Origin of the sequence: Agrobacterium sp. O3.4 (assembly GCF_041414895.1) — a bacterium.
GTDB lineage: Bacteria > Pseudomonadota > Alphaproteobacteria > Rhizobiales > Rhizobiaceae > Agrobacterium > Agrobacterium cucumeris.
In genome coordinates this window covers 1,143,769-1,169,351 of record NZ_JALPZP010000001.1, presented here as the reverse complement: position 1 = coordinate 1,169,351, position 25,583 = coordinate 1,143,769, and the positions used below count along the sequence as shown (strand labels likewise).

General features: G+C 58.1%; 27 protein-coding genes, 2 pseudogenes and 2 riboswitches. Of the genes and pseudogenes, 13 read left to right on the top strand and 16 right to left on the bottom strand.

Translation table 11 applies throughout. The features are described from left to right. Positions 1-151 precede the first annotated feature (151 nt). Positions 152-655 carry a hypothetical protein gene (locus M0412_RS05645; protein WP_142839721.1) on the top strand — a complete coding sequence of 168 codons (504 nt, stop codon included), beginning with the start codon at positions 152-154 and terminating at the stop codon, positions 653-655. A 29-nt stretch (positions 656-684) separates the two neighbouring features. Here M0412_RS05645 and M0412_RS05640 read toward each other — a convergent pair whose 3' ends face one another. The 6 genes from M0412_RS05640 to M0412_RS05615 form a co-directional block, all read right to left on the bottom strand. Then, positions 685-1,488 (bottom strand): endonuclease/exonuclease/phosphatase family protein, encoded by an 804-nt coding sequence (locus M0412_RS05640; protein ID WP_269699549.1) that lies wholly within the window; start codon positions 1,486-1,488, stop codon positions 685-687. A 187-nt stretch (positions 1,489-1,675) separates the two neighbouring features. Beyond that, entirely contained in the window at positions 1,676-2,233 is a 558-nt protein-coding gene (locus tag M0412_RS05635; RefSeq protein ID WP_046800194.1) for a fasciclin domain-containing protein, read from the bottom strand. A gap of 217 nt (positions 2,234-2,450) precedes the next feature. Continuing rightward, positions 2,451-5,315 carry an aminomethyl-transferring glycine dehydrogenase gene (gene gcvP / locus M0412_RS05630; RefSeq protein WP_269699550.1) on the bottom strand — a complete coding sequence of 955 codons (2,865 nt, stop codon included), beginning with the start codon at positions 5,313-5,315 and terminating at the stop codon, positions 2,451-2,453. After that, a complete protein-coding gene (gcvH, locus tag M0412_RS05625; protein WP_006315335.1) occupies positions 5,315-5,677 on the bottom strand; it encodes a glycine cleavage system protein GcvH in 363 nt (120 codons plus the stop codon). Before gcvH ends, gcvP begins: the two co-directional genes overlap by 1 nt. Positions 5,678-5,704: 27 nt before the next feature. Further along, positions 5,705-6,844, bottom strand: a complete 1,140-nt coding sequence (gene gcvT, locus M0412_RS05620; RefSeq protein WP_269699551.1) for a glycine cleavage system aminomethyltransferase GcvT — start codon at positions 6,842-6,844, stop codon at positions 5,705-5,707. 152 nt (positions 6,845-6,996) lie between these two features. Next, positions 6,997-7,084: riboswitch (glycine riboswitch) on the bottom strand. A 124-nt stretch (positions 7,085-7,208) separates the two neighbouring features. Then, positions 7,209-7,394, bottom strand: a complete 186-nt coding sequence (locus M0412_RS05615) for a DUF3008 family protein (RefSeq protein WP_142839725.1) — start codon at positions 7,392-7,394, stop codon at positions 7,209-7,211. A 174-nt stretch (positions 7,395-7,568) separates the two neighbouring features. Between M0412_RS05615 and M0412_RS05610 the strand changes: the two genes are divergently transcribed. Together M0412_RS05610 and M0412_RS05605 are read left to right on the top strand one after the other, a co-directional pair. Continuing rightward, complete coding sequence (locus M0412_RS05610) at positions 7,569-7,949, top strand: hypothetical protein (RefSeq protein ID WP_269699552.1); 381 nt, start codon at positions 7,569-7,571, stop codon at positions 7,947-7,949. Between the two features lie 89 nt (positions 7,950-8,038). Next, positions 8,039-9,019: a copper chaperone PCu(A)C gene (locus M0412_RS05605; protein ID WP_142839727.1), complete on the top strand. Its 981-nt coding sequence runs from the start codon at positions 8,039-8,041 to the stop codon at positions 9,017-9,019. Between the two features lie 224 nt (positions 9,020-9,243). Here M0412_RS05605 and M0412_RS05600 read toward each other — a convergent pair whose 3' ends face one another. Continuing rightward, complete coding sequence (locus M0412_RS05600) at positions 9,244-9,564, bottom strand: hypothetical protein (protein ID WP_269699553.1); 321 nt, start codon at positions 9,562-9,564, stop codon at positions 9,244-9,246. Between the two features lie 202 nt (positions 9,565-9,766). Between M0412_RS05600 and crcB the strand changes: the two genes are divergently transcribed. The 6 genes from crcB to M0412_RS05570 all read left to right on the top strand — a co-directional run bounded on the left by crcB (position 9,767) and on the right by M0412_RS05570 (position 13,862). Then, positions 9,767-10,144, top strand: coding sequence for a fluoride efflux transporter CrcB (gene crcB, locus M0412_RS05595; RefSeq protein WP_142839729.1), 378 nt, complete (start codon positions 9,767-9,769; stop codon positions 10,142-10,144). Positions 10,145-10,210: 66 nt separating this feature from the next. Then, the gene (locus M0412_RS05590; RefSeq protein ID WP_142839730.1) at positions 10,211-11,200 is read left to right on the top strand and encodes an RluA family pseudouridine synthase; all 990 of its coding nucleotides are present in this window, start codon (positions 10,211-10,213) and stop codon (positions 11,198-11,200) included. Between the two features lie 6 nt (positions 11,201-11,206). Continuing rightward, positions 11,207-11,869 (top strand): HAD family hydrolase, encoded by a 663-nt coding sequence (locus M0412_RS05585; protein ID WP_142839731.1) that lies wholly within the window; start codon positions 11,207-11,209, stop codon positions 11,867-11,869. A gap of 32 nt (positions 11,870-11,901) precedes the next feature. Then, the gene (locus tag M0412_RS05580; protein ID WP_269699554.1) at positions 11,902-12,696 is read left to right on the top strand and encodes an ATP12 family chaperone protein; all 795 of its coding nucleotides are present in this window, start codon (positions 11,902-11,904) and stop codon (positions 12,694-12,696) included. A 60-nt stretch (positions 12,697-12,756) separates the two neighbouring features. Next, complete coding sequence (locus M0412_RS05575; protein WP_142839733.1) at positions 12,757-13,245, top strand: hypothetical protein; 489 nt, start codon at positions 12,757-12,759, stop codon at positions 13,243-13,245. Positions 13,246-13,472: 227 nt separating this feature from the next. Next, entirely contained in the window at positions 13,473-13,862 is a 390-nt protein-coding gene (locus M0412_RS05570; RefSeq protein WP_269699555.1) for a RidA family protein, read from the top strand. Positions 13,863-13,921: 59 nt separating this feature from the next. On the opposite strand, the gene fghA is transcribed toward M0412_RS05570, so the two are convergent. The 3 genes from fghA to M0412_RS05555 are packed head-to-tail and all read right to left on the bottom strand — an operon-like array spanning position 13,922 to position 15,945. Then, the gene (fghA, locus tag M0412_RS05565; RefSeq protein WP_269699556.1) at positions 13,922-14,755 is read right to left on the bottom strand and encodes an S-formylglutathione hydrolase; all 834 of its coding nucleotides are present in this window, start codon (positions 14,753-14,755) and stop codon (positions 13,922-13,924) included. Between the two features lie 31 nt (positions 14,756-14,786). Continuing rightward, positions 14,787-15,464, bottom strand: coding sequence for a DUF1345 domain-containing protein (locus M0412_RS05560; protein WP_142839736.1), 678 nt, complete (start codon positions 15,462-15,464; stop codon positions 14,787-14,789). Between the two features lie 25 nt (positions 15,465-15,489). After that, a complete protein-coding gene (locus tag M0412_RS05555; protein ID WP_142839737.1) occupies positions 15,490-15,945 on the bottom strand; it encodes a YaiI/YqxD family protein in 456 nt (151 codons plus the stop codon). A 165-nt stretch (positions 15,946-16,110) separates the two neighbouring features. Between M0412_RS05555 and M0412_RS05550 the strand changes: the two genes are divergently transcribed. Beyond that, the gene (locus M0412_RS05550; protein ID WP_142839738.1) at positions 16,111-16,563 is read left to right on the top strand and encodes a DUF5680 domain-containing protein; all 453 of its coding nucleotides are present in this window, start codon (positions 16,111-16,113) and stop codon (positions 16,561-16,563) included. A gap of 77 nt (positions 16,564-16,640) precedes the next feature. Here M0412_RS05550 and M0412_RS05545 read toward each other — a convergent pair whose 3' ends face one another. After that, positions 16,641-17,297 carry a peroxiredoxin gene (locus tag M0412_RS05545; RefSeq protein ID WP_035217366.1) on the bottom strand — a complete coding sequence of 219 codons (657 nt, stop codon included), beginning with the start codon at positions 17,295-17,297 and terminating at the stop codon, positions 16,641-16,643. Positions 17,298-17,776: 479 nt separating this feature from the next. On the opposite strand from M0412_RS05545, the pseudogene M0412_RS05540 reads away from it, so the two are divergent. Together M0412_RS05540 and M0412_RS05535 are read left to right on the top strand one after the other, a co-directional pair. Beyond that, positions 17,777-18,990 (top strand): annotated as a pseudogene (locus M0412_RS05540) (MFS transporter). Positions 18,991-19,081: 91 nt separating this feature from the next. Then, on the top strand, positions 19,082-19,732 hold the full coding sequence (locus M0412_RS05535; RefSeq protein ID WP_269699559.1) for a glutathione S-transferase family protein: 651 nt from the start codon (positions 19,082-19,084) through the stop codon (positions 19,730-19,732). 5 nt (positions 19,733-19,737) lie between these two features. Here the strand turns inward: M0412_RS05535 and M0412_RS05530 are convergent, their stop codons facing one another. Beyond that, complete coding sequence (locus M0412_RS05530) at positions 19,738-20,169, bottom strand: GNAT family N-acetyltransferase (RefSeq protein ID WP_371338109.1); 432 nt, start codon at positions 20,167-20,169, stop codon at positions 19,738-19,740. Positions 20,170-20,255: 86 nt separating this feature from the next. Here M0412_RS05530 and M0412_RS05525 point away from each other — a divergent pair. Further along, positions 20,256-20,345: pseudogene (locus tag M0412_RS05525) on the top strand (3-oxoacyl-ACP reductase); the annotation flags it as partial. A gap of 9 nt (positions 20,346-20,354) precedes the next feature. Here the strand turns inward: M0412_RS05525 and M0412_RS05520 are convergent. The 4 genes from M0412_RS05520 to M0412_RS05505 all read right to left on the bottom strand — a co-directional run bounded on the left by M0412_RS05520 (position 20,355) and on the right by M0412_RS05505 (position 25,492). Further along, positions 20,355-20,993, bottom strand: a complete 639-nt coding sequence (locus M0412_RS05520; RefSeq protein ID WP_269699561.1) for a trimeric intracellular cation channel family protein — start codon at positions 20,991-20,993, stop codon at positions 20,355-20,357. Between the two features lie 51 nt (positions 20,994-21,044). Then, complete coding sequence (locus M0412_RS05515) at positions 21,045-22,781, bottom strand: penicillin-binding protein 2 (RefSeq protein WP_269699562.1); 1,737 nt, start codon at positions 22,779-22,781, stop codon at positions 21,045-21,047. Positions 22,782-22,938: 157 nt separating this feature from the next. Beyond that, entirely contained in the window at positions 22,939-23,790 is an 852-nt protein-coding gene (locus M0412_RS05510; protein WP_269699563.1) for a LysR family transcriptional regulator, read from the bottom strand. A 450-nt stretch (positions 23,791-24,240) separates the two neighbouring features. Beyond that, a riboswitch (glycine riboswitch) is annotated at positions 24,241-24,334 on the bottom strand. Positions 24,335-24,505: 171 nt separating this feature from the next. Then, the gene (locus tag M0412_RS05505; RefSeq protein ID WP_309568464.1) at positions 24,506-25,492 is read right to left on the bottom strand and encodes a L,D-transpeptidase; all 987 of its coding nucleotides are present in this window, start codon (positions 25,490-25,492) and stop codon (positions 24,506-24,508) included. Between the last annotated feature and the right edge of the window lie 91 nt (positions 25,493-25,583).

Sequence of the window (25,583 nt, the reverse complement as noted above, 5' to 3'; positions counted from 1 at the left end):
AGGCTGGCGAGAAACAGCTGTGTCTGCATTTGGTTGCATCAGTGAGAGATAAACATAAAACTCTCGACATTTTTGATCGCCGCAGAATAGGCTGAAGGAACGTTTGACCGTATTGTCGAGTTAGTCTCCGTGGAAAAACGGATTACTCGCCATGAAAACCCATGCTTTAGCACTTCTATTTTCGGCTGTATTGCTCGGTGGCCAGCCCGCACATGCGGATGAACGCGCATTCCTCTCATCGCTGAAAGGCACATGGGCCGGCAAGGGGACCGTGATTACGCGGATCGGTACTCCGCCGATCAATGTAAGTTGTACGCTGAATTCCAATGCCGGGGCATCATCGCTCAACATGTCCGGCACGTGCCGCGGCCTTCTTGTGGTAAGGCGCGCTATCGCGGCTGATCTTTCAGAAAAGGGCGGACGCTACAGCGGGGCTTATACTGGCCCGTCTGGCCGACCATCGGCCCTTTCCGGCACAAGGCGAGGAAACGCAATCAACCTGACGGTCCGCTGGAACCGCGACATAAACGGCGACCGGGTTGCCGCCATGACCATCGAAAAGATTGGAGCCAACGGACTGCGGCTGCGCACCACCGATAAGGACGGCAGAACCGGCAAGACGGTGGTGACGAGCGACATCCGGCTGGTGCGCTGACGAGCGGCGATAATGTAGCGCCAGCTTGTCTATCTGAATTCAAGCAGCAGCGGGCAATGATCCGAAACCTCCGGCTGCGTCACAACGTCGAAACGGTCGATCTTCACAGCCGGATTGACCAGCATGTAATCCGCATAACGGTTCTGCTTGGTGTAATGCGAAGTCCGCGTGTCGTTAAAGCCGCGCGTCGTGACCAACTCCGTGAGATCGAGTTCTCTCAGAACGGCAAAAGTCTCGCTGTCGGGCAAAACACTGAAGTCGCCGCAGACGATAATCCGGTCACCCGCCTCGGCGATATTTCTGACCAGCTGGACGAGGCGCTTCGCCTGGGCCAGACGCGCGGGGCTGTCGTGTTTGCCTTCGGGGTCTCGCAGGCCGTGCATGTGGGCGATGACGGCGGGCTGGCCGGTTGTGAAATCGAAAATACGAATGGCATGGGCGGTCCGCGATCTCGGGTGGTCGCCATATCCATCGGCTGAAAAGGTGCCGTGAACGAAACCCTGCGCCTGCGCGACAATGGCAATGGATCTACGCACGAAGGTCGCCAGCCCCCATTGCGACGGGTATCGTATGTCACCGTCCCAGAGATCACCCTGCGCTGCCGGGCAGAAAACCGCCAAGTGATCGGGCAGGGCGTCTGCGATATCCCGCAGGAAATTCGCCCTCTGCGGCAGGTCTATGCCGTGATCGCGATAGGACAGCCAGTCCTGCGTGGCATCAGGCTTATGCACCACTTCCTGCAGACACAGGATATCGGGATCGGAAGAGGAGAGATAGGGAACAAGCTCGTCATGGAGCTTCCCGCCCCAGCCGTTCAGGCAGATCAGACGCATTTACACTCCATCGCCGCGGAATTGCATGATCCCGTTTAGCATGGAACCGCTGGCGATCAATCCGTCCCGCGATTTCGGGGTGTGGGGATGTCGTCGCCCTGATGACAAAGGCCCGGATGTTTCCGGGCCTTTGATGCAGGTTCAAGCCAAATGCTTTATTCGGAGATTTTGTGTCAGGCAGCGCTGACTACATCTTCGGCAGCAACACCTTGTCGATGACATGAATGACGCCATTGGATTGCTTGACGTCGGCGATGGTTACATGGGCAACCGTACCATTCTCGTCTGTCAATGTGATTTTGCCCATGCTTTCCTTGGCCTTGAGCACACAGCCGCCGACGGTCTTCACGTCATGTTCACCCTTGTCGTCCTTGATCATCTTTTCGATGGCCGGTGACAGTGCATTGGCGGCAACGACGTGGCAGGTCAGTACTTTGACCAGCTTCTCCTTGTTCTCGGGCTTCAGAAGATCGTCGACCGCACCCTTCGGGAGGGCAGCGAAAGCTTCGTTGGTCGGCGCAAACACCGTGAACGGACCTTTTCCTTGCAGTGTTTCGACAAGCCCGGCTGCCTTCACCGCTGCGACAAGCGTTGTGTGGTCTTTCGAGTTCATCGCATTTTCAACGATATTCTTGTCCTCGAACATTGCGGCGCCGCCAACTTTGGGGTTCGCCGCGTAAGCGGAAACCATGCCGATGGAAAGAGCTGCGGCCAGCGTCAGGGCACGAACAGAAACGTTGTACATCGTTATTCCTCCTTGGTGACTTCCAAACCCCGAAAGGCAGTTCTTCCGGTGGCCGCTATCGGTCATCCGTAGCGATAAAAGAGACGAAAGCCGTTTCCCCGAAGTTTCGAGGCGAGCCAGGAAAAATGATAAATAATTGATTTCAAGAATGATTATTTATGCGCCGACATAAAAAAGCCCGGAGCGATCCGGGCTTTTGTCTTGAGCGAAACGAAGTTTACTCAGCCGCTTCGGCATAATCCTCCATCGGCGGGCAGGTGCAGATGAGGTTGCGGTCACCATAGACATTGTCGATGCGGTTGACCGGCGACCAGTATTTGTCGATGCGGAAGGCGCCGGGCGGGAAGCAACCCTTTTCGCGGCTATAGGGACGGTCCCATTCGCCGACGAGGTCTTCCACCGTGTGCGGCGCGTTCTTCAGCGGATTGTTGAGCTTGTCCGCACGGCCTTCCTCGATATCGCGGGCTTCCTCGCGGATCGCCAGCATGGCATCGCAGAAACGGTCGATTTCCGCCTTGGTCTCGGATTCCGTCGGCTCGATCATCAGCGTGCCGGCAACCGGCCAGCTCATGGTCGGAGCGTGGAAACCGCAATCGACGAGGCGCTTCGCCACATCGTCTACCGTCACACCGCAGCTGTCTGCAAGCGGGCGGGTGTCGATGATGCATTCATGCGCCACGCGACCGGTCTCGGACTTGTAGAGCACGTCGTAAGCGCCCTTCAGCCGTTCGGCGATATAGTTGGCGTTGAGGATCGCCACCTTGGTCGCCTGCGTCAGCCCTTCGCCGCCCATCATCAGGCAATAGCTCCAGGAAATCGGCAGGATCGACGGCGAACCGAAAGGAGCTGCAGACACCGCACCCTCACGACCGTCCGTCGCCGGATGGCCGGGCAGGTGAGGCGCCAGGTGCGCCTTGACGCCGATCGGGCCCATGCCTGGACCGCCGCCGCCATGCGGAATGCAGAAGGTCTTGTGCAGGTTGAGATGCGAAACATCAGAACCGATATCGCCGGGACGGGCAAGGCCAACCATGGCGTTCATGTTGGCACCGTCGAGATAGACCTGACCGCCTTGGCTGTGGGTGATCTCGCAAATCTCGCGAACCGTCTCCTCGAATACGCCGTGAGTGGACGGATAGGTGATCATGCAGCACGAGAGGTTTTCCGCATACTGCTCTGCTTTTGCACGGAAATCATCGACATCGATGTCACCGTTATCCCGCACCTTCACCGGCACTACCTTCATGCCGACCATCTGCGCCGAGGCAGGGTTTGTGCCATGCGCCGAGGTTGGAATGAGGCAGACATCGCGATGTGTGTCGCCATTGGCAAGGTGGTAGTTGCGGATGGTCAAAAGCCCGGCATACTCGCCTTGCGCACCGGAATTCGGCTGCATGGAGAAGGCATCGTAACCGGTGACCGAGCACAGTTTTTCGGAGAGATCGTCGATCATCTCCTTGTAACCCAACGCCTGATTGGCCGGTACGAAGGGGTGGATGTCGGAAAATTCCGGCCAGGTGATCGGTAGCATTTCCGCCGTAGCGTTCAGTTTCATGGTGCAGGAACCGAGCGGGATCATCGAACGGTCGAGCGCCAGATCGCGGTCCGAAAGACGGCGGATGTAACGGGTCATCTCGCTTTCAGCGCGGTTCATGTGGAAGATCGGATGCGTCATGTACTGGCTGGTGCGCAGCAGTTCCTTCGGCAGACGATAGTCCGGCTCGAAATCCGAGATCGAGAAATTGCCGCCAAAAGCACGCCAGACGGCCTCAAGCGTTGCCGGGCGGGTACGCTCGTCAAGGCTCATGCCGATCTTGGTCGCGCCGACCTTGCGCAGGTTCACACCTTCCGCCACGGCCGAGCGCAGGATAACGCCCTGCATGTGGCCGACTTCGACGGTGATCGTGTCGAAGAAGGTTTCCGGCTCGATGGTGTAGCCAAGCTTTTCCAGTCCCTTGGCCATCAGCACGGCCTTCTGGTGGGTCTGCTGGGCAATCGCCTTGATGCCTTGCGGGCCATGGAAGACGCCATACATCGAAGCCATGACGGCAAGCAGCACCTGCGCGGTGCAAATGTTCGACGTCGCCTTTTCGCGGCGGATGTGCTGTTCGCGGGTCTGTAGCGACAGGCGGTAGGCGCGGTTGCCGCGCGCATCGACGGAAACGCCGACCAGACGGCCGGGCATGGAGCGCTTATGCGCGTCCTTGACGGCCATGTAAGCCGCATGCGGACCACCATAACCGACCGGAACGCCGAAACGCTGCGAGGTGCCGATGGCGATGTCTGCGCCCATTTCGCCGGGAGATTTCAGAAGCGTCAGCGCCAGAAGATCGGCGGCGACGGCGGCAATCGCGCCTGTCTGGTGCAGACGGGAAATCAGGCCGGAGAAATCGCTGACATGACCGTGGGTGCCGGGATACTGGAAGATCGCGCCGAACACGTCGACCGGATCGAGATCGGTGAAGGGATTGCCGATAATCACCTTCCAGCCGAGCGGGGCCGCGCGGGTCTCGATCAGCGCGATGGTCTGCGGATGGCAATTGGCGTCCACGAAGAAAGCGGTCGCCTTGGACTTGGCGACGCGCTGGCACATGGCCATGGCTTCGGCAGCGGCAGTCGCTTCATCGAGCAGTGATGCATTGGCGACATCAAGGCCGGTGAGATCGCAGACCATGGTCTGGTAGTTCAGCAGCGCCTCAAGGCGGCCTTGGCTGATTTCCGGCTGGTAGGGCGTATAGGCCGTGTACCAGGCCGGGTTTTCCAGAATGTTGCGCTGGATGACCGGCGGCGTGATGGTGCCATAATAGCCCTGGCCGATCAGCGAGGTCAGGACCTGGTTCTTGTTGGCCGTCTCGCGAAGACGATCCAGCGCCTCGCGTTCGGTCAGCGCCGCACCCCAGGTGAGCGGCACCTTCTGGCGGATGGAGGCGGGAACGGTGGCGTCGATGAGCGCGTCGAGGCTCTTATAGCCGACGACCTTCAACATCTCTGCCATTTCCGACGGCGACGGCCCGATGTGACGCCGGTTGGCGAAATCATAGGGCTGATAGTCGGTGAAATGGAATTCGGTGGGCGTCGTCATTACGCGATCAGCTCCTTGTAGGCTGCTTCGTCGAGCAGCGTATCGGCATCCGCCACGTTGGAAAGCTTCAGCTTGAAGAACCAGCCGGCACCCTGCGGATCGGAATTGACCAGCGAGGGATCGTCAACGATCGCCTGGTTGATTTCGACCACTTCGCCATCCAGTGGACAATAGACGTCGGAGGCAGCCTTGACGGATTCAACGGTTGCAGCATCGCCATCCTTGGCAAAGGTTGCGCCCACTTCCGGCAGTTCGACGAAGACGAGATCGCCGAGCTGTTCAGCGGCGTGGCTGGTAATGCCGACGGTGGCGATATCGCCTTCGAACTTCAGCCATTCGTGTTCTGCGGTAAATTTCAGCATCGTGTTCTCTCCGGAGATGGGATGAAATTATCGTTTATAGGTGGGCTTGATGAAGGGCAGGGCAGCGACGGCAACGGGCAGGTATTTGCCACGCACTTCGGCGAAGATCGCCGTGCCGGGTGTCGCGTAGGACACGGGCACATACCCCATGGCAACAGGGCCTTCGACCGAAGGGCCAAAACCGCCAGAGGTGACTTCGCCGATCTCCGTCTTGCCTTCGGCATCCGCGAAAAGCTTCGAATGGCCACGCACCGGCGCCTTGCCCTCGGGCTTCAGACCGACGCGGCGGCGCGAGGTGCCATCCTTGAGTTCGCCGAGAATGCGCTCCGCCCCCGGAAAACCGCCTTCGCGATCACCACCGGCGCGGCGCGCCTTCTGGATTGCCCATTCAAGCGAGGCTTCGATGGGTGACGTCGTGGTATCGATGTCGTTGCCATAAAGACAAAGGCCGGCTTCGAGACGCAGACTGTCGCGCGCGCCAAGCCCGATGGCTTCGCAATCGGGATGTTCGAGCAGGGCTTTGGCGATTTCCTCCGCCTTGCCGGCGGGTACGGAGATTTCAAAACCGTCCTCACCGGAATAGCCGGAACGGGAAACGATGCAGGGCACGTCATGCAGCGGCACTTCCTGCACATCCATGAACTTCATTTCGGACACGCCAGCCCACAGTTCCGCCAGCACCTCTTCGGCGCGTGGTCCCTGCAGCGCGATCAGCGCCCGGTCGTCAAGAAGGGTGATATCGCAGGCGTCGGAAAGATGCGCCTTCATATGAGCAACATCGGCGTCCTTGCAGGCCGCATTGACGACGACGAAAAGATGGTCGCCGCGATTGGTGACCATCAGGTCATCGAGGATGTGGCCGTTGTCGTCGGTGAAGAAGCCATAACGCTGGCGGCCTTCCTTGAGGCCAAGAATATCGACCGGCACAAGCGTCTCAAGCGCGCGTGCGGCATCGGCATTGTCGCCGGACTTAGCCTTCACAATCACCTGTCCCATATGGGAGACGTCGAACAGACCGGCGGAGGTGCGCGTCTGAAGGTGTTCCTTCAGCACACCGGCCGGATATTGCACCGGCATGTCGTAACCGGCAAACGGCACCATGCGGGCACCGAGCGAAACATGCAGGGAATGGAGCGGCGTGGTTTTAAGCTCGGCGGTATCGTCCAAGGACGCCTCCAGGGTTGCGCGAAATATCGCGCGGGCTCAGGTCATGGCGCAAACGCACCGGTTCAAGAGCCCCCTCTGTCCTTGTCGCCTGAGATTGTTATCCCTTCGGCGAGCCGTCCTTTAGATCAAGGTGGCTTCTCTCCAGAGTTCCGTCGTCACCGCTGGTCCTTTTGCCTGAGAGTTTCCGGGGCGGTTGCTCCTTCGGCACCGCAGTGACGCGGCTTCTCCCAACGATGATGCGACGCTCATTATCTTCGAAGCCCCGCTGTTGGCAAGGACCAAATGACGCATCTGAACAGATTCTTGCTCCATCTGCGCCATCGGCAGCGCAAGATGCGTTCAACAGTCGGAATGTCAGGCAATATTAGTCAGATTTTTTCTCCGGCAAGCCCTTGCGTTTCGTCGAGGCGAAATCCTCAAGTTCCTTTTCTGTCATGGACTTCTCCATGCTTTTTGAAGCACCTTGTAAACTGGATTTCTTGATGTCGCCGCGTTTTGCGGCCAGTGCTGCACCCGCCGCTTTCTGCTGGGCTTTCGATTTGGCTGGCATGTCTGCCTCCTCTGAAACGATTGTTCCAGCAGGGAAATGCCGCCTTGCGACGATTGTTCCCTTGCGAGACGTCAAGCATGCGGCAAAATTCCCCTTTGAAATCGACGGGAAAGCGGGATATCGCATGAGGTCATGGATGCAAATCGAAACCGACGACTGACAGGGATGGAGAGAATGCTTCGCATTTTCTGCGCGGCCTTGATGTTGTCGCTCGGTTTTGCCCACAAGCCCGTGCTGGCCGCAGCGCCGACGGTGTCTCTGGACGAGAGCTACCGGCTGCCGGACGGCACCTTTGCGGAAATCTGCCTTGGCCACGGCGATGGCGTCAACGTCTCCCATGGCAAGGACGATCCGGCCCATTCCGGCGATGCCATGCTGTTTTGCGAGGCCTGCCTGCTGGCCTCGTCCATTCTTCTGCCGATACCTGATACCGAAGGCTGGCTGAAGACCGAATTCTCCTGGCTCGACAATCGCCTGAGCGCAAATTGGAGCTTCCGCTCTGTCCTGACGATTGAGAAACCCGCAGCGCGTGGGCCTCCATCCCTGTCCGCCTGATTTTTCGTTTTACGGGATCATCGCCGCCTGCTGGCGGCACGGAGCGACTGCCACGGCCCTTAAGGGATGCAGTCGAAGGGACAAAAGACATGAAGACCACCAAAATCATCACCTGCACATTGTTCGTCGCCTCGGTTTCGACCGCGCAGGCTTTCGCCCACGCCACTTTCGTTGACGGCTCGGCTGAACAGGAAAGCACCGTTGTTGCCGCGCTGCAGGTGCCGCACGGCTGTGACGGCGGACTTGCCACGACAGAAGTGCAGATCAAGCTGCCGGAAGGCTTCATTTCCGCCAAGCCGCAGCCCAAGGCCGGCTGGGAGCTGGAAGTCATCAAGGGTGACTACCAGAAGGCCTACAAGAACCACGGCAAGGAAATCAAAAGCGGCCCGGTCGAAATCCGCTGGAAGGGGGGCAATCTGCCGGATGAATTTTACGACACCTTCGCCGTACAGGGCAAAATCTCCGGCATCGAAGCCGGACAGGACCTGCCCTTCAAGGTAACGCAGCTTTGTGGCGACAAGGGTAAGGTTTCCTGGGACGAGGTGGCGGCAGCCGGTGTCGATCCGCACTCGCTGAAAAGCCCCGCCCCAACCATTCGCGTTGCCGCAAAGGCGGCCCATGCTGCCGGCGGCCATGATCATGGCGCCATGGATATGGATGTCGTGAAGGCCGGCAGCCTTGAGGTTTCCGGCGGTGCGACCAAGGCCATGCTGCCGGGCCAGCCAGTGGGAGGCGGCTACGTGACGATCAAGAACGCCGGCACCAGCGACGACAAGCTGATCGGCGTCGAATCCTCCACTTCCGGTCGTGCCGAAATCCACGAGATGGCTATGGTCAACGACGTCATGAAGATGCGCAAGCTGGATGACGGCATCGTCATTCCCGCCGGCCAGACCGTGGAACTGAAACCCGGCGGCCTGCACATGATGTTCTTCGACGTGAAGAAGCCCTTTGCCGAAGGCGACAAAGTGCCGGTAACGTTGATCTTCGAAAAGGCCGGCAAGGTCGAGATCGTACTCTCCGCCGCCAGCGCGGCCAAGGGTAACGGCGGCGACCACCAGCACAATTGATCAATAAAGAACGGCTACCGGAACGCGTGACAGGTCCGGTAGCCGCAAGCTTTTTTATTATTGTATCTCGTTTCTAGCGCCGTGGCGGAAAAGGCGTGATGGCCGTCGCCTCCGTGATTTTTCCGGCATTCGGTTGAAAATATTTAGAAAATCATCCTGACGCCAGCCTGAATGCCGAAGGCCTGTCGATCGCGCACCTGTATTCAGACATAAAATTAAAATATTCAGATATCAGTCTGATTTAAATTGTTATTTTCAGATCGAGTTTTGGTGTTGTTTTCCTCATAGGCTTCCACAGCCTGTTCGAGCGTCGCCTGCGGTTCATGGCGCTGGCTGGCGGCGGTGAGGAAATAGAGGGTGAGCGCCGGCGGCTTGATGGCGGTCATCAGGGCTCGCAGCTGGAAATCGTCGCCATGTTCGGCCTTGCGCGCCAGTTCGTGAATGGCCTCTTCGACCTCGCTCTTGCGCGGCACGCGCTGCGATGGCTTGACGGCTTCCAGCGCATAGGCTGCCGTATTCGCAGAAACGGAAAGAACCTGTGTCATTCAACCTCCGGCCATCTTCGCGACCCTTGAAAATTGGAGAATACCATCCGCGTCTTGTTGGAAGGCTAAATCACGGGGCTGCAATTTAATCGTATTTTAGTGGACGCAAGCGGCGGGCAGAGGACTTTCGCCTGCGATTATGATGGTCTAAAACTGCGTCGGACTGCCCGGTCCGGCCATTTCCTCCGGAGACATAATCCCCATGGTGAATATCGCTCTTGTCGCCGTCGGCGGCGCAATCGGTTCCGTTTTTCGTTATCTGGTCGGCGTCTGGAGCGTTCGGCTGGCGGGGGTGAATTTTCCCTGGGGAACGCTGGCGGTCAATGTGGTCGGATCGTTCCTGATCGGTCTTCTGGTCGAACTGGTGGCGCGGCGATTGAATGCCTCGATGGAAATGCGTCTGTTTCTCGTCACCGGCGTGCTTGGCGGCTTCACGACATTTTCGTCATTCTCGCTTGATGCGGTAACACTTTTCGAACGCGGCGCGCTCGGCCTTTCGGCCGTTTACATCCTTGCAAGCCTTGTGGTTTCCATCGCTGCGGTTTTTGCCGGGCTGGCCTTGGGCCGCAGTTTGTTCTAAAGGCTTGATCCAAACGGCGCGCCGACGAACAGAGCGCGCGATCAAGACAGAAAGACTGGAAATTTCATGGCAGGTATCGAGCATATCAAGGTCGAGGCCGACGAGGCCGGTATGCGCCTGGATCGCTGGTTCAAGATTCATTATCCGGGCCTTGGTTTCGGCCAATTGCAGAAGCTGCTGCGTTCCGGCCAGGTGCGCGTGGATGGCGGCCGGGTGAAGACGGATGCGCGGGTGCAGCCGGGGCAGATGGTGCGCGTGCCGCCGGTTGATTCCGACCTGAAGGTCAAAACCGGCCCGATTGGCTCCAGGGACCTCAAACATTCGGAAGACGCCGAACTTCTGGCGCGCATGCTGCTGCATGAAGACGACAAGGTTTTCGTTTTCAACAAGCCGGCCGGCATTGCCGTGCAGGGCGGTTCCGGCGTCAACCGTCATATTGACGGGCTTCTGGAAGCATGGACGAGCCCGAAGGGTGAAAAGCCGCGTCTGGTGCACCGTCTGGACCGCGATACGTCAGGCGTGCTGGTGGTTGCCCGCACAAGAGGTGCGGCGCAGAAGCTGACGGCCGCCTTCCGTGAGCGCGATACCAAGAAAACTTACTGGGCGCTGGTCAAGGGCGTGCCGCGCAAACATCAGGACAAGATTTCCACCTGGCTGGTTAAAGAGCAGACGATGGATGGCGACCGCATGCGCATCGCCAAACACGGCGAGGAGGGGGCCGATCACGCCATTTCCTATTACCGTGTCATCGATACAGCCGCGCAGAACCTCGCCTGGCTGGAAATGGAACCCTATACCGGCCGTACCCACCAGCTTCGCGTTCATGCGTTGCATATGGGACATCCGATCATCGGCGATCCCAAATATTACATCGACGATCCGAACTGGGATTTCCCGGGCGGCATCCAGAAGCGCCTGCACCTGCATGCGCGCCATATCGACATACCGCACCCTAATGGCGGCCGCCTTCGGGTCAGCGCGCCTTTGCCGCCGCATATGGTGCAGACTTGGAACCTGCTCGGCCTCGACGTGGCCGATGGCGATAGGGAAGATTGATATCAGATGAAACTGGTTCTTTTCGATTGCGACGGCACGCTGGTGGACAGCGCCGGCCTTATCCATGCCGTGATGGCCGACACGTTTGCCGATTTCGGAAAGCCGCGTCCGGATATCTCGCAGACCAAGGCGATCATCGGCCTGACGCTCGATATCGCCATAGCCCGCATGCTCGGCAAGACGCATGTGGATGACGAGGCGCTTGCGATGACGGCGCGTTATCGTGAAATCTATCACCCGATCCGGGAGCGCCCGGGCATGATCGAACCGCTTTTCGACGGCATCGCGCCTTTGATTGACACGCTTTCGAAACGGGATGACGTGCTGATCGGCGCCGTCACCGGCAAGGGTCGGCGCGGGCTGACCCATATTCTCGAAACCCACGGTTTTACGGATCACTTCATCGTTTCGCGCACGGCGGATGATTGCCCGTCCAAGCCGCATCCGGCCATGGTGATGGAATGCTGCCATGAAACCGGCATGGTTCCGGCCGACACTGTCGTCATCGGCGATGCGATCTATGACATGCAGATGGCCAAAGCCGCTGGCGCAAAAGCCATCGGTGTTGCCTGGGGTTATGCCTCGGTCGACGATCTCTGGAAGGCCGGCGCCGATGCCGTCGTCAGCCACCCGCGTGAAATCCCGGCCTATGTTCCGGCCGACATTTGAATAATCTTCTACCTGACTGATGAGGACGTGCCATGCGTGATCTCCTGAACGACCTTTCGGAGGGCCTGAGCCACCCCGACCCGATCCTGCGTGCGCAAATCCAGATGCAGAAGCCTTTGCCGAAGCGGTTCTACAAGGACGTGACCGTCGCTGATGTGGAGGAGGGCGGTTTCACCATCCATCTTGATGGCAAGCCGCTGCGCACGCCCGCCAAGAAGCCGCTGATCGTGCCGACGAAGGCGCTCGCAGGCCTGCTTCGCGACGAGTGGGATGCGCAGAAAGAAGTGGTGAACCCGGTGGTCATGCCGGTGTCTCGGCACGTGAACACCGCCATTGATGGCATCGCCAGCGACACCCAGGCGGTTTTCGAAGACATCCTGCGTTTCTCGTCCTCCGATCTCCTGTGTTATCGCGCCGGCGATCCCGAAGCACTGGTTCAACGTCAGACTGACCATTGGGATCCGGTGCTCGACTGGGCCGCCAATGTGCTTGGCGCCCGCTTTATTCTCGTCGAAGGTGTCATGCACCGTGACCAGCCGCGCGAAGCCATCGCTGCCTTCGCGGTGACGCTGCGGAAATACGATGCGCCGATCGCACTTGCTGCTCTTCACACCATGACGTCATTGACCGGCTCCGCCATTCTGGCCCTTGCACTGGCGGAAGGCGAGCTGACTCTTGAGGAGACCTGGGCGCTTGCCCATCTCGACGAGGACTGGACCGCCGAACAATGGGGTGAGGATGAGGAGGCGCTGGAACGCCGCGCCGTCAGGCTCATCGATATGCGCGCGGCACTCCATGTTCTGGAGTCGCTGAAGAGCGCCTCTTAACGGTTTTCTAACCCTGATGATCGAATATGCGGTTACCTCACGTTAGGGGAGCCGCTGATCATGAACACCACGCTGAAACGCCTTGGCATTGTTTTGCTGGCGTGTTTCACGCTCATGTCTTTCAGGCTGGAACCGGAAGCGACCAATGCCGACCGGTTGCTTTACGATGTGCGCGGCGCATTCGTCGCCGCACGCCCGGATGTCGCACCGGCGCTGATGCAATCCATCCATGCTCAGGTACAGAGTGCTATCAGGACGACGGCGCGTGGCGAGACCAGACCACGCGTTGTGCTGACCATCCGTCTCACATCCGTCACGCGCGCGCCGTTCCTGTTCGGGGAGCGCGCCTCGGCCAAGGTGATCGTCCGCGCTGCGGCCGTGGCAACCGGCGAGGTGATCGCCGAGGCCAAATTCACCGCCACCGTTGTCAGCTTCGACAATCAGTCCATCGAGCAGGAACTTGCCTATGGCGTCGCTGAACGGGTGATCCGCGAATTCCGGCTGAACCGATCCGGCCCGACGACACTGGCGACGGCGCTTTTTCCATAAACAGGACGCGAGGTGGGCATACGAAAGCCATTCGTCCCTTTGCTGTGGATCCACTGCTTCAAAAAATGAGCCTCAGCGTTCTTAGCTTCACATACGTTGCGTATCTTAATTGACATACGTTGCGTACGTCACTATCTCGCATACGTAACGTATGTGAAGTGACGTTCGAAGCTTTGAAAACAATGCTTCGCCGTCCATTGCCACTCAACCCAAAAGAGAGAAGCAAAATGACCGAACGCGAAGCGATTTTCCCTGCCAACAGGCACGCGCTTTACGAGGAACATGGCTATTCCGCAGCCATTCGCTCCGGTGACCTTCTGTTCGTTTCCGGGCAGGTTGGCAGCCGTGCCGACGGAACGCCTGAACCGGACTTTGAACAGCAGGTCCGGCTCGCCTTCGAGAACCTGAAAGCCACGCTTGAGGCGGCAGGCTGCACCTTTGACGACATAGTCGACGTGACGACGTTCCACACGGACCCGGAAAACCAGTTTGGAACCATCATGAAGGTCAAACAGGAGATTTTCAGCAAATCGCCTTACCCGAACTGGACTGCCGTCGGTGTCAACTGGCTCGCCGGTTTCGATTTCGAGATCAAGGTTATTGCCCGCATCCCATGATGTCCGGCCGGGCCTGAAATGGCGGCGCTCTCAGGGCGCCGCCAGCCCTGTCTTCATCCTTATTTCAGCCGCTCGGCGTGCCACTTCAGGTGGTCGTCCATGAAGGTGGAGATGAAATAATAGGAATGGTCATAGCGATCGTGCATGCGCAATGTCAGGCCGATATCCGTGCCCTTGATCGCCTCTTCGAACAACCATGGGCGCAGGCCGTTTTCGAGGAAGCTATCGGCCTTGCCCTGGTCGATCAGGAACTCGGGAAAGCGGGCGCCATCTTCAACCAGTAAGCAGGCGTCATATTGACGCCAGGCGGCCCGATCCGCACCGAGATATTTTTCCAGCGCCGGTTCGGACCAGTCGGCGGAGGAGGGCGCCACGATCGGTGCAAAGGCGGAGCAGCTCTTGAACCGCTCGGGGTTCTTGAGCGCGATGGTCATCGCACCATGGCCGCCCATCGAATGGCCGAATATGCCCTGGCGGCTCATATCCGCGCGGAAATGCTGGCCGATGAGGGCCGGCAGCTCTTCCGTCACGTAGCTGTACATATGGTAGTGCTCAGACCACGGTGCCTCGGTGGCATCGAGGTAAAAGCCGGCACCCTTGCCCATCTGCCAGTTGGTCAGCTCATCCGGCACGTCATTGCCGCGCGGGCTGGTATCGGGGCAGACGATGATCAGGCCCAGTTCGGAAGCCATGCGGCGATATTCGCCTTTTTCCATGACATTGGCATGGGTGCAGGTGAGGCCGGAGAGATACCAGACAACCGGGCAGGGCTCATGGACCGCTTTCGGCGGCACATAGACCGCAAAGGTCATCTCGGACTTCAGGGTTTCGGATGTGTGCGAAAATACGCCCTGCATGCCGTCAAAAGCCGTATTTTGCGAAATGATGTTCATGAAGCCATTCCTTTGAGAAAAGTTTTCCGGTTCAGCCCGCAAGCGAGACAGCGGCATTCACCGCCGCCGCCACCAGAACCGTGTTGAAAAAGAAAGAAACGATGGAGTGAAGCAGCGTGACCTTGCGCATGGCGGTCGTTGTCACCCCCACATCCGATGTCTGCGCCGTCATGCCGATCACCACGGCAAAATAGAGGAAGTCGTAACCGCAGGGTTCCTTCGTCGCCGGAAAATCCATGCCGCCGCGATGCTGGCGCTTGCCATCCACCATGGCCGGCCGCCAGTATAAATGCGCATAGTGCAGGGCCGTCATGGTGTGGATCGTCAGCCAGCCGAAAATCACCGAGGCGAAGGCGATGAGCAGGGTCCATACGGTTTCGCCCGTATGATTGAGCGCCTGAAACAATGAGACAACGGCAACCGCCACCGCAAGCAGCGTGACGGCGATGATGGCGATTGCCGGCAGATCGTCGCTATCGGCATGGGCCTTCAGATGCTGCGCCGTCAATCCCGGCAGACGAAAGGCAACCAGCGTCAGATAGGTCAGGAAAAAAAGAACGGCTGCGATTTCTATGGCAAGCGATGGCGCCAAGGCCAATGCCAGACCAAGACCAAGAGCACCGGCGAAAAAAGCGAAGACGAAAGGCTGATGTCGGCGAAAGGCATTGCTGCCGGTCGTCGCGGAGCTTTTTGGTTTGGCCGTGGTCATGGGCGGCACCTTTCTGTTTGCAGCCTCATTTTTTGACACGGCGGCAGAAGCGGTCAAGCGTCTCCAGAAAAGCGGAGCGGTCGCGCGGCGAAAAAGCTGCGTTATATCCCTTGCTCTCACCGGTTTCACGCAGATGCGCGCCAAGATCACGCATTGCCGTGGCCATGCCGATATTGGCCTGGTCAAAAACACGGCCCGTCGGTCCCGTCACCAGCGCGCCCTTGGCAACACAGCGCCCGGCCAGCGGCACATCGGCGGTGATGACGATATCGTTTTCGCTGGCATGTTCAGCAATCCAGTCGTCAGCCGCATCGAAACCGGCCGATACGATGACGTTCTTCACCATCGGATCCCGCGAGGGGCGCAGGCCGGAATTGGCGACGAAGGTCACCTCCAACCCATGTCGCTCGGCCACCTTGAGGATCTCCGGTTTCACCGGGCAGGCATCGGCATCGACATAGATTTGCGGGTTTTTCGACATGGGCACTCTTCGCAGATAATTCTTGCGACGCTTTTACGGGCAAATGCAGCGATTACCAAGCCCGTCGTCGCCGAAATGCTGGCTTGACAAGGCACGGGAATGGGCTTGCGACAACGCCGAGACTTCCGTATGTTCTCTTTATGTTCTATTGTTTGGAGATGTCGGATGCTGGAAGAATTCATCGTTCAGGCCAAGTCTGCCACCTATGTCGGCGGCGGCGATAAATCCGCGATTTCTACCCGAAAGGGATCGCATGATCTCACCTATCGGCAAGGCGACTGGCACTATATCGACAGCTACTTCGGCGGAACCGATTTCATCGGGCAGGAGGTGGTCTGGCATCAGGGCGTCGCGCTATGGGCGATGAATTATTATGGTCGTATCCTGAGACCGGATATGATCGACGCCGGGATGGCGGGCAGGGTCATCCAGCACTCCCTCTCAAGGCTTTATAAGGAAGGGCGGTTTCTCGGTGGTTTCACCCATCAGCTTGAGGAGCTGATTTATGTGGACGCGAATGAAGGCGAATTCCGATCTTTTACCGGGGTGGAGAGGATTTATCGCGAGGATATCGAGGTTTATCGGCTCGACTATCATGGTGGAACGATAAAGCCCTAGGGTTGGCAGAGGTCGCCGCTGCGAGGGGCTGAAAAAGAGAGGCGATGAAGGTTCATCGCCTCCATTGATATTTCAAATCAGCCGGGCTGCTTCGTCTTGCGAAGATAGGGAAGAACCGTGTCGTAGGAGCCGAAACGGGCAATCGCATCTTCGTTGGAGACGGCGGCGGTAATAATGACATCCTCGCCCTGTTTCCAGTTGGCGGGCGTTGCCACCTGGTGCTTGGACGTCAGCTGGATGGAATCGATCGCGCGAAGAATTTCCTCGAAGTTGCGGCCGGTGGTCATCGGGTAGGTGAGGACCAGCTTGATCTTCTTGTCGGGGCCGATGACGAAAACAGAACGCACGGTGGCGTTGTCAGCCGGGGTGCGGCCTTCGGAGCTGTCGCCGGCACCGGCCGGCAGCATGTCATAGAGCTTGGCGACCTTCAGGTCCTTGTCGCCGATCAGCGGATAATCGACATTGAAACCTGTCGCGGTGCGGATGTCGTTTTTCCACTTCTCATGGCTTTCGACCGGATCGACCGAAATGCCGATGATCTTGACGCCGCGTTTTTCAAATTCCGGCTGCAGGCCGCCCATCGCGCCAAGTTCCGTGGTGCAAACCGGCGTGAAATTCTTCGGATGCGAAAACAGCACCGCCCAGCCGTCGCCGATCCAGTCGTGAAAGCTTACCGGCCCATGGGTGGTCTCGGCGGTGAAATCAGGTGCTATGTCGTTGATACGCAGGCTCATCTGATAGTTTCTCCCTAATGATTTGAACTGAAATTCTGATGATTTTCGGCAATCCGTATCCGGCGCCGAAGCTTAGTGTGTCTGCGCGAAATGGCCAGCCTTTTCATCGCGCCGCGGTGACGTTGCCAAGCAGCAAAAGTTTGCGAAGTTCCCGCAAAAGCTTGATGACGTTCCATGGCGGTTATGGCCAGTCCGACAATTTCTGACACGCGTGATACGGACAAGAGAATCTGCTGAATTTGCGGCAAGCTTATGCGACCTTTGGCCACGCCGCCAAAAGCGCCGGGCGGGTTGTCGCTACTAGAGGAACGGGCGGGGAGGCGCCATCGGTCGTTTTTTCACACTGATATAGGTCAGGAGAGCCGAATGCCGATGACGTTCCATCCCCTAAGGCGGCGGCAGGAGAGCGAAAATCATTGGCGAGACCGGTTGAATGTCGCAGGTGCCGCCATTATTCCAGAGTGGATCGGGGGCCATTCATGACAACATCCTCTGCGCCGGTTTCAGCGGCCGTTCGGGCGCGCATACCGCCCACAGTCTGGGTCCTTGGTTTCGTCAGCCTGCTGATGGATATCTCCTCGGAGATGGTACAGACGCTGTTGCCCTATTATCTCGTCTCGGGCCTTGGCGCTTCTGCCGTCACCGTCGGTTTCATCGAGGGCCTGTCGGTTGCCATCGCGACCACCACCAAGCTATTTTCCGGGATTATCGCGGACTGGACGCGGCGACGGAAGATGCTTGCGGTGATCGGATATGGTCTTGGGGCGATCTCCAACTCGCTTTTCCCTTCGCCACCTCGCTAGGCTGCATTGTCGCCGCCAAGGCGGTGGATCGCGTCGGCAAGGGCATTCGCGGAACACCGCGTGACGCGCTGATTGCCGATGTGACGCCCACCGAAATCCGGGGAGCGGCATTCGGGCTCAGAAAGTCGCTTGATACGGTCGGCGGTTTCATCGGGCCGCTGGCGGCGATCGCGCTGATGTTTGCACTGAGCGAAAATGTTCTCGCCATTTTCTGGATCGCGGTCATTCCCGCATTCCTTGCCGTTTTCATCCTCATGATCGGCGTGAAAGAGCCGGATGCGCCGGCGAAAACGAAATCGGACAAGCCGTTCCGGATCGCCGATTTTGCAAAGCTCAATCCTGCGGTCTGGGTGGTGATCCTTGGGGCGTCGCTTTTGACCTTTGCGCGGTTTAGCGAGGCATTCCTGTTGCTGAAATCGGAGGAGGCGGGGTTCAGGCCGGCCTGGATACCGATCACCATGGTCATCATGCATGCCGTTTACGGCCTGACGGCCTATCCAGCCGGCCGGCTTTCAGACCGCATCGGCCGGTCGGGCATTCTCGCTTCAAGCGTGGTGGTGCTGGCAGCCTCCTATCTCGTGCTCGCTTATGCCAACTCCATTCCGCTGTTCCTGATCGGCATTCTTCTCTGGGGCCTGCATATGGGCCTGTCGCAGGGTCTGTTCGCCACCCTCATCGCAGAAACGGCGCCGTCAAATCTCAAGGGCACCGCCTTCGGCGTCTTTAACCTGATGATGGGTGTGGCGGTGCTCCTCGGCAATGTCATCGCCGGATTGGTGTGGGATATCCACGGATCGTTCGGCACCTTCATCCTGGGCGCAGCGCTGTCTTGCGCGGCATTGCCGGTGTTGATCTGGATATCCCGCCGGGGAAGCGCCTTAGCCCGATAAGGCGCGAAAAGATTGTTTTCACTATTTGAAACGCCTATTCTGGCGCGGCATCACCACGCCGTCTCCAAACCCGATGTGATGGAGAATACCGATGACGATCACGATTACCGCCTTTGAACGCTCACCCGATGGCGGCAAGGGTCTCGCCCGTGACATGCGTGTTCGCTGGGCACTGGAAGAAGTGGGCCAGCCCTATGATGTGCGCCTTCTCTCCTTCAAGGCGATGAAGGAACCGGAACATCTCATGCTTCAGCCCTTCGGACAGATTCCGACCTATGAAGAAGGCGGCCTCGTCCTGTTCGAATCCGGCGCCATCATCTTTCATATAGCCGAGAGCCATGCCGGCTTGCTGCCAGAAGAAGCGGGAGCCCGGGCGCGGGCGATAAGCTGGATGTTTGCGGCCCTCAACACCATGGAGCCGCCAATCGTCGAGCACTTTGTCACCGGCTTTCTCGAAAGGGACAAAAGCTGGCATGATGAACGCCTTCGAATGGTGAATGAACGCATTCGCAGGCGGCTCGGTGAATTGTCCCGCCGCCTCAGCGCCGCCGACTGGCTCGATGGTGCGTTCAGCGCCGGCGATCTGCTGATGGTGTCGGTCCTGCAAAGGATCATAAGTTCAGGCATTCTCGACGAATATCCGAACCTTTCAGCTTATGTGGCCAGAGGTGAAGCGCGTCCCGCCTATAGGCGGGCTTTCGCCGATCAACTGGCGGTTTTCAAAGCGGCGCAGAATGCTTGACCGTCTCACTCCGATACATTGACGCGATATGCCATTCCAAGCGACCGGGGCGCGGTCTCCTTGAAGCCGAATTTTTCATATAATTTATTAGCCGGCACATCGGCGATCAGGCTGACATAGGCTGATGCGGGAAACTCGCTCTTCACATGCTCCATCAGCGCATTCATGATCGCCTTGCCCAGCCCGCGGCCCTGATGTTCGGGCTTGACGGCGATGTCCACCACCTGAAAAAAGCAGCCGCCGTCACCGATAATCCTGCCCATGCCGATGGCGGAATCCTCGTGCAGAACCAGCACGGAAAAAACGGTGCCCCGCAAGCCTTTCTCTGCCGCCTCCCGCGAGAACGGGCTAAGCCCTGCCACGGCGCGCAGATGCAGATACTCCTCGACGGAAGGGGTTCTTGCCACGACTGAATAGGCGGGGTGGTTCATCGACATCTCCTCATCGTCGCGCCACGACAGTGTCGTCTGGCGCCCGAGAGTGGTTCTACATCCATATGTGTCGATTCTGAACCGGACTTATCCAGGGTATCCGGGCGACCACCATCCTGCCGGGCGAGACCGATACGCCAATCATGAACAATCGCGCGCGTCCACCCCTGAAGGAAGAACGCACTCGCTCCTCAACGAGGATCTTTCGTGTAGACGAATGTCGGCACACACCAGTTGAAGCGTATTGCAAGGAGCCGGAGCATCAAGCCGAGGGCCATTGCAACGAGCGAGGATATCGCGTGGGAGACACCCACAAGGGGCACGATCAAGTAGATCAGGCCCGTAAAGACTGAGACGGTTGCATAGAGTTCCGAACGAAACAAGAGCGGTACTTCGTTGCACAGGATATCCCGAAGTACGCCGCCCAGACATCCGGTCAGCACGCCAGCCGCCACCACGACAATCAGCGGCAGGTTGAGGCTTGACGCAATCTGGCAGCCGATGACGGTGAAGACGACCAGTCCTATCGCGTCGAGAAAAAGGAACATCTTGCGCAGGTGATACATATATCGGGCGATCGGGATCGTCGCCAGAGCCGATAATCCCGTCACGAGGAGATAGCTGGGATTTTCGACCCACGACAGCGGATAGTGGTTCAGAAAAACATCGCGCACGGTTCCACCGCCGAGGGCGGTAATACATCCAAGCAGAAATACGCCGATCCAATCCATTTCGCGACGGCCGGCGGCGAGGGCGGCTGTCATGGCTTCTGCGACAATCGCAACGAAATAGAGGATATGGATAATGTCGCTCGTCGGGGGAAAGATCATCGAATAACCTGAAAACTCAGTATCTGCGAATGACGTGGGTTCATCGTCTATTCAGTAGTTCATCAAAGGAGATGCCTGCGGGTTCCCGAATGACGGCCGAACCCCGAGAAGCGGTGCGGCGCGCTCGATGATATCGCGCACCATCGGCGCGGCATTGAAGGCCGCCAGGCGCCCGCCGCGCTCACCGGAAAGCGGGGCGTCAATGATCGACAGCACCAAATAACGGGGGCGGTGCATGGGGAATGCCGCGAGGAATGTATTGAAGTTCAGGTTCTTCGCGTATTTGCCATTGATAACCTTTTCCGCTGTCCCGGTTTTCCCGCCTACATCAAAACCGACCACCTGGGCGTTTCGGCCCGAACCTTGGGTGCCGTTGTACCAGAACAGCTCGCGGACCTTTGCGCTGGTCGAGGCCTGCAGGACACGCCTGCCGGTGATTTGGTGACGCCTCCCACTGTCGGCAATGAAAGTCGGGTGCCGGAACATGCCGCCGTTGACAAGGGCCGCCGCAGCCGCAGCCGTCTGTAGCGGTGTCGTGGCCAGGCCGTGACCGAAGGAAATCGTTGCGGAATTGATCTTTTTCCAGTTCCTTGGCGCCGTGGGCGAAGCTATTTCCGGCAACTCCGTCTGCATCTTTGACAACAGGCCCAGTCTGAAGAGAAACTGCTGGTGATTTTCCAGGCCAACGAGATCAGCGACCTTTGCCGTGCCGATATTTGATGAGTAGCGAAAGACTTCCCGGATTGTCAGCGGCCTTCCTCGGCCGTGGAAATCCCGGATGGTGAAACCACCCATTTTCAGGGGACGGGAGGCATCCACGACCGAGTTCAGAGTGACGACGCCCGCATCAATCCCCATGGCAAGGGTAAACGCCTTGAAGGTCGAGCCCATTTCAACCGCTGAATTGCTCATGCGGTTGAACCATCCCTTTTCGTAGTCCCTGTCGATCGTGCCGTCGGCAAGGCGGCGCGAAGGTTCATTCGGGTCATAATCGGGGACGGATGTCATCGCGAGAACCTCGCCTGTGTCGACATCGATTATGACGGCACCTGCGGCTTCCGCCTGATAGTTCCTCACGGCATCGCCAACGACGTTATGCACGATGCTCTGAACACGCAAATCGATGGACAGCCGGACCGGTTCAAGCTGGGTGGGATCTGTAAGGCCGACGCCACGCAGGTCTGCCAGACCTTGCCTGTCGAGATAGCGCTCAATGCCCGCCAGCCCCTGATTGTCGATATTGACATGCCCGACAATGTGGGACGCCACCGGGCCGCCTGGATAAAAACGCCGCTTTTCCGGTCTGAATCCGATGCCCGGAATGCCAAGGCGCATGATCTCAGCCTCCTGGCGGGGCGTAAGCTGTCTCCTGATCCACTGAAAACCGGAGTCAGACGTTAGTTTTCTGTGCAGATCAGCCCAGTCCAGATCGGGAACAACAGAGGCGAGCTTTTCGATGGCCTCATTTGCATCAACAACGCGACGAGGCTCCGCATAAAGCGAGATGAGATTGATATCCGTTGCGATAAGCTGGCCGTTGCGGTCCAGAATGTCGGGGCGGGAGGCGATTATATTGGGTGATCGCGGAATGCTCGCCGTCGCTTCGTTCTCGGAAAAATAGCCATATTGCAAAAGGCGGACTGCGATCGCGGCATAACCGATCGCGAATGCCACGATGAGCAGGCCCACCCGCTGACGATTTCGAGTGGAAGACTTTACGCTGCGTTTTTTCGCAGGAAGAACAAGGTATCCAATGGTACCTTTCCTGTAACGAGCAATCAAAGACATGAAAATACTCCACGCTCACGCGTCGGGAATAGGGTGGGAAGGCGGGCGGGTCCAACCGGTCACTGCACGCGTGCAGGACAGACCCTGTCACGCGGCATTTTACACCGCGCCAAATCCCGGAAAATTCGGCAATGGCGCAGGCTCGATCTGCGCATAATCAGGAACGCCACAAGGGCTTGAGGCTTTCACTTATGAAGTCCATGGCAACACGTATGCGTGGCGTGTCGCGCACGTCTTCGTGGATCACCAGCCATACGTCGATCCTGATGCCTGGATCGAGTGGATCGAATCTCACAAGACCATGTTCGGCGGCGAGGTAGGCGGGCAGCAGTGCCACTCCACACCCGCCCGCGGCGGCGGCAGCCTGTATGCGCAGATCGTTGCTGCACATGAAAACCTCGTCGGCCGAAAGCCTGTCATCAAGCCAGCGATAGTGATCCGACTCCCGCATGGTATCGTCGTAACTGATGTAAAGAGGGGGGCCATTTCTCGTCGGGTAGGCAGGATCGGCATAGAGGAAATAGGACAATTGTCCAAGGCGGCGCGCAACCAGTGTGGCTTCGCTCGGCCGCTTGAGGCTGATGGCAATATCCGCTTCTCCCTTGGAGAGGGACATGGCCTCCATGGTGCCGACAAGACGGAGCCTTACGTCAGGATGCTGAGATTGCAGCGTGGAGATTTGCGGTGCAATGAAGCTGTAGAGCAGCGATGGCGGGGCGGATACCACGATATCACCTTCGATACCGTTCTGGCCGGAACCAGCGCAACGGCTCAGAGCAAATGCAGACCTGCTCATTTCCTCGGCGAAGTTCGCGACGTCGCGGCCCATATCGGTCAGTACATATGATCGTGGCCTGCGATCCACGAGCTTCACCGAAAGCGAGGTTTCCAGCGATGTGATGCGCCGACTGACAGTCGTATGATCGACGCGTAGCGCCTTGGCGGTTGCCGTGATGGAGCCGTGGTGAGCGAAGGCGGAGAAAAATCGCAAATCTTCCCAATCGACCATTTTAAATTTCCTGAATTAGGTAGTGTTCGTACGAGAACCGCATAGCGGTCTCACCGCGAGAAGGCAGGTCGCGAGGTGTTTGCACCACACCTGTCGAGCGCCGTTGCCCGGTAAAACCGCGTGGAGCTGTTCAAATTTTGAAGGGGACCGGGGTGAAATGCCTCAGCTGAAGCCGGCTGACACGAGCGACGGCGCGCCGGAATGCGCCACGCCTGTCAAGGCCGTATGCAGCAAATGCAATTGCCGTCATCGACACTGAAAATGATCTTGAAACTGCGTCAACGCAATCGACTGTCGATAGGGAAGGGTGACTTCCAGCCATAGGTGCTCCTTGCCCTTTTCCTGGGCTTTTGGCACCCCCTCTGTCATTGGCCTGAGAGATTCGCTCACCTTGTTTCGGCGAACTTACACCATCGGCGCGAGCATCAGCTCGCTTTTCAGAGTTTGTATGATCTTGCAGCGGTCCTTTTGCCTGAGAGTTTCCGGGGTGGTTGCTCCGTCGGCGCCGATGTCGGGAGATATCGGTCTCTCCCGCTGCTCGATATGTGTTGCCCCATGCCTCTGTCGCGAGGTTTGGAGCGCTGTGATCTGGCGTTTCCAAGACCGAAAGGCCCTAGATCCGCTAAACCGAACGACGCGAAATATGGTGCCGTTTATGGCGTAAATTTGACCCGCAGCGGTTATTCTTAGTCACTGCGCGCTCAAATTGACGCTATCAGATGACCAAAAGCGGCGTTTTTCCCTTCACTCGGTCATAAAGATCGATCGCATCCTGCATCAGCATCCTGACGCAACCCGAGGACGAATTTTTACCTATGGTTCTCCAGCTCGGTGATCCATGAATACGATAGAGCGTATCCTTGCCGTTCTGGAAAATGTACATGGCGCGCGCACCCAGAGGATTCCGGGGGCCGGGGGCCATTCCGCCTGCTTCAACACCGTATGGCTTGAGTTCAGGATTACGGGCGATCATATCCTCCGGCGCCTTCCATCTTGGCCATTTCTGCTTCCATTGAACGACAGCGCGCCCTTTCCATGATCGGCCCTGAGTTCCAAGCCCTACGCCGTAACGTATGGCTCGGCCACGGGGGAGAACCCAGTAGAGGAACCTCTCATTTGTATCTACGACAATTGAATAGGCGGGCTCTGCGGTGATGTATTCAACCTCCTGTCGGAGATATTGTGGGTCGATGGCGCGGTAATTGACAGCTGGAACGTCAAAGCCACCATCCGTAAGCGCAGCATAAATCTCGTCGTAAGCAAAACCGGTACCCGCAGGCTTTGGCCCGTTGTCCTTCGATGTTTTTGCGGCTGTCGTCGTCTCATTTTTATGTTCGGGCAGGGTAGCCGCGGTGACTTCGAGTTTCGTCTTGGGAACCTGCTCGCAACCTGCAGCCAGAAATGAACTGATGGCCAGGGTGAGCAGCGATCTGCGAGACAAGTGAGAATTGATTTTCTGTTCCAAGGCTGTTCTGCTGTCGAATTCTAGGGGCTGTGCCGGGATCGGGGCGGACAACCGGCGAAGCGCCAAGGCCCGGATGTCTGCGGCGCGACAGAAACCATGAAATCTGCCCATTCGATACTGCACAAATACGCAGATTGGCCCTGCGACATTCCCGGTAAAACCGGCTTTGATATGTATTGGGACCGATCCTGCAAACACAACCTTTTGCCGTCTTGCGATAATTTCTGGATCGGTCATAAAATCCGTCCGGCAACCGGACTTGCGTACCGGCAAGTTCCAACGTTGATATTAACCAGCGTCGTGCAAGGAGAGGGCCGGATTTCAGCGG

Coding starts and splice junctions, on each gene's coding strand:
- M0412_RS05645 (WP_142839721.1), top strand. CDS start 152: ATGAAAACCCATGCTTTAGCACTTCTATTTTCGGCTGTATTGCTCGGT.
- M0412_RS05640 (WP_269699549.1), bottom strand. CDS start 1,488: ATGCGTCTGATCTGCCTGAACGGCTGGGGCGGGAAGCTCCATGACGAG.
- M0412_RS05635 (WP_046800194.1), bottom strand. CDS start 2,233: ATGTACAACGTTTCTGTTCGTGCCCTGACGCTGGCCGCAGCTCTTTCC.
- gcvP (WP_269699550.1), bottom strand. CDS start 5,315: ATGACGACGCCCACCGAATTCCATTTCACCGACTATCAGCCCTATGAT.
- gcvH (WP_006315335.1), bottom strand. CDS start 5,677: ATGCTGAAATTTACCGCAGAACACGAATGGCTGAAGTTCGAAGGCGAT.
- M0412_RS05615 (WP_142839725.1), bottom strand. CDS start 7,394: ATGCCAGCCAAATCGAAAGCCCAGCAGAAAGCGGCGGGTGCAGCACTG.
- M0412_RS05610 (WP_269699552.1), top strand. CDS start 7,569: ATGCTTCGCATTTTCTGCGCGGCCTTGATGTTGTCGCTCGGTTTTGCC.
- M0412_RS05605 (WP_142839727.1), top strand. CDS start 8,039: ATGAAGACCACCAAAATCATCACCTGCACATTGTTCGTCGCCTCGGTT.
- M0412_RS05600 (WP_269699553.1), bottom strand. CDS start 9,564: ATGACACAGGTTCTTTCCGTTTCTGCGAATACGGCAGCCTATGCGCTG.
- crcB (WP_142839729.1), top strand. CDS start 9,767: ATGGTGAATATCGCTCTTGTCGCCGTCGGCGGCGCAATCGGTTCCGTT.
- M0412_RS05590 (WP_142839730.1), top strand. CDS start 10,211: ATGGCAGGTATCGAGCATATCAAGGTCGAGGCCGACGAGGCCGGTATG.
- M0412_RS05585 (WP_142839731.1), top strand. CDS start 11,207: ATGAAACTGGTTCTTTTCGATTGCGACGGCACGCTGGTGGACAGCGCC.
- M0412_RS05580 (WP_269699554.1), top strand. CDS start 11,902: ATGCGTGATCTCCTGAACGACCTTTCGGAGGGCCTGAGCCACCCCGAC.
- M0412_RS05575 (WP_142839733.1), top strand. CDS start 12,757: ATGAACACCACGCTGAAACGCCTTGGCATTGTTTTGCTGGCGTGTTTC.
- M0412_RS05570 (WP_269699555.1), top strand. CDS start 13,473: ATGACCGAACGCGAAGCGATTTTCCCTGCCAACAGGCACGCGCTTTAC.
- fghA (WP_269699556.1), bottom strand. CDS start 14,755: ATGAACATCATTTCGCAAAATACGGCTTTTGACGGCATGCAGGGCGTA.
- M0412_RS05560 (WP_142839736.1), bottom strand. CDS start 15,464: ATGACCACGGCCAAACCAAAAAGCTCCGCGACGACCGGCAGCAATGCC.
- M0412_RS05555 (WP_142839737.1), bottom strand. CDS start 15,945: ATGTCGAAAAACCCGCAAATCTATGTCGATGCCGATGCCTGCCCGGTG.
- M0412_RS05550 (WP_142839738.1), top strand. CDS start 16,111: ATGCTGGAAGAATTCATCGTTCAGGCCAAGTCTGCCACCTATGTCGGC.
- M0412_RS05545 (WP_035217366.1), bottom strand. CDS start 17,297: ATGAGCCTGCGTATCAACGACATAGCACCTGATTTCACCGCCGAGACC.
- M0412_RS05535 (WP_269699559.1), top strand. CDS start 19,082: ATGACGATCACGATTACCGCCTTTGAACGCTCACCCGATGGCGGCAAG.
- M0412_RS05530 (WP_371338109.1), bottom strand. CDS start 20,169: ATGTCGATGAACCACCCCGCCTATTCAGTCGTGGCAAGAACCCCTTCC.
- M0412_RS05520 (WP_269699561.1), bottom strand. CDS start 20,993: ATGATCTTTCCCCCGACGAGCGACATTATCCATATCCTCTATTTCGTT.
- M0412_RS05515 (WP_269699562.1), bottom strand. CDS start 22,781: ATGTCTTTGATTGCTCGTTACAGGAAAGGTACCATTGGATACCTTGTT.
- M0412_RS05510 (WP_269699563.1), bottom strand. CDS start 23,790: ATGGTCGATTGGGAAGATTTGCGATTTTTCTCCGCCTTCGCTCACCAC.
- M0412_RS05505 (WP_309568464.1), bottom strand. CDS start 25,492: ATGACCGATCCAGAAATTATCGCAAGACGGCAAAAGGTTGTGTTTGCA.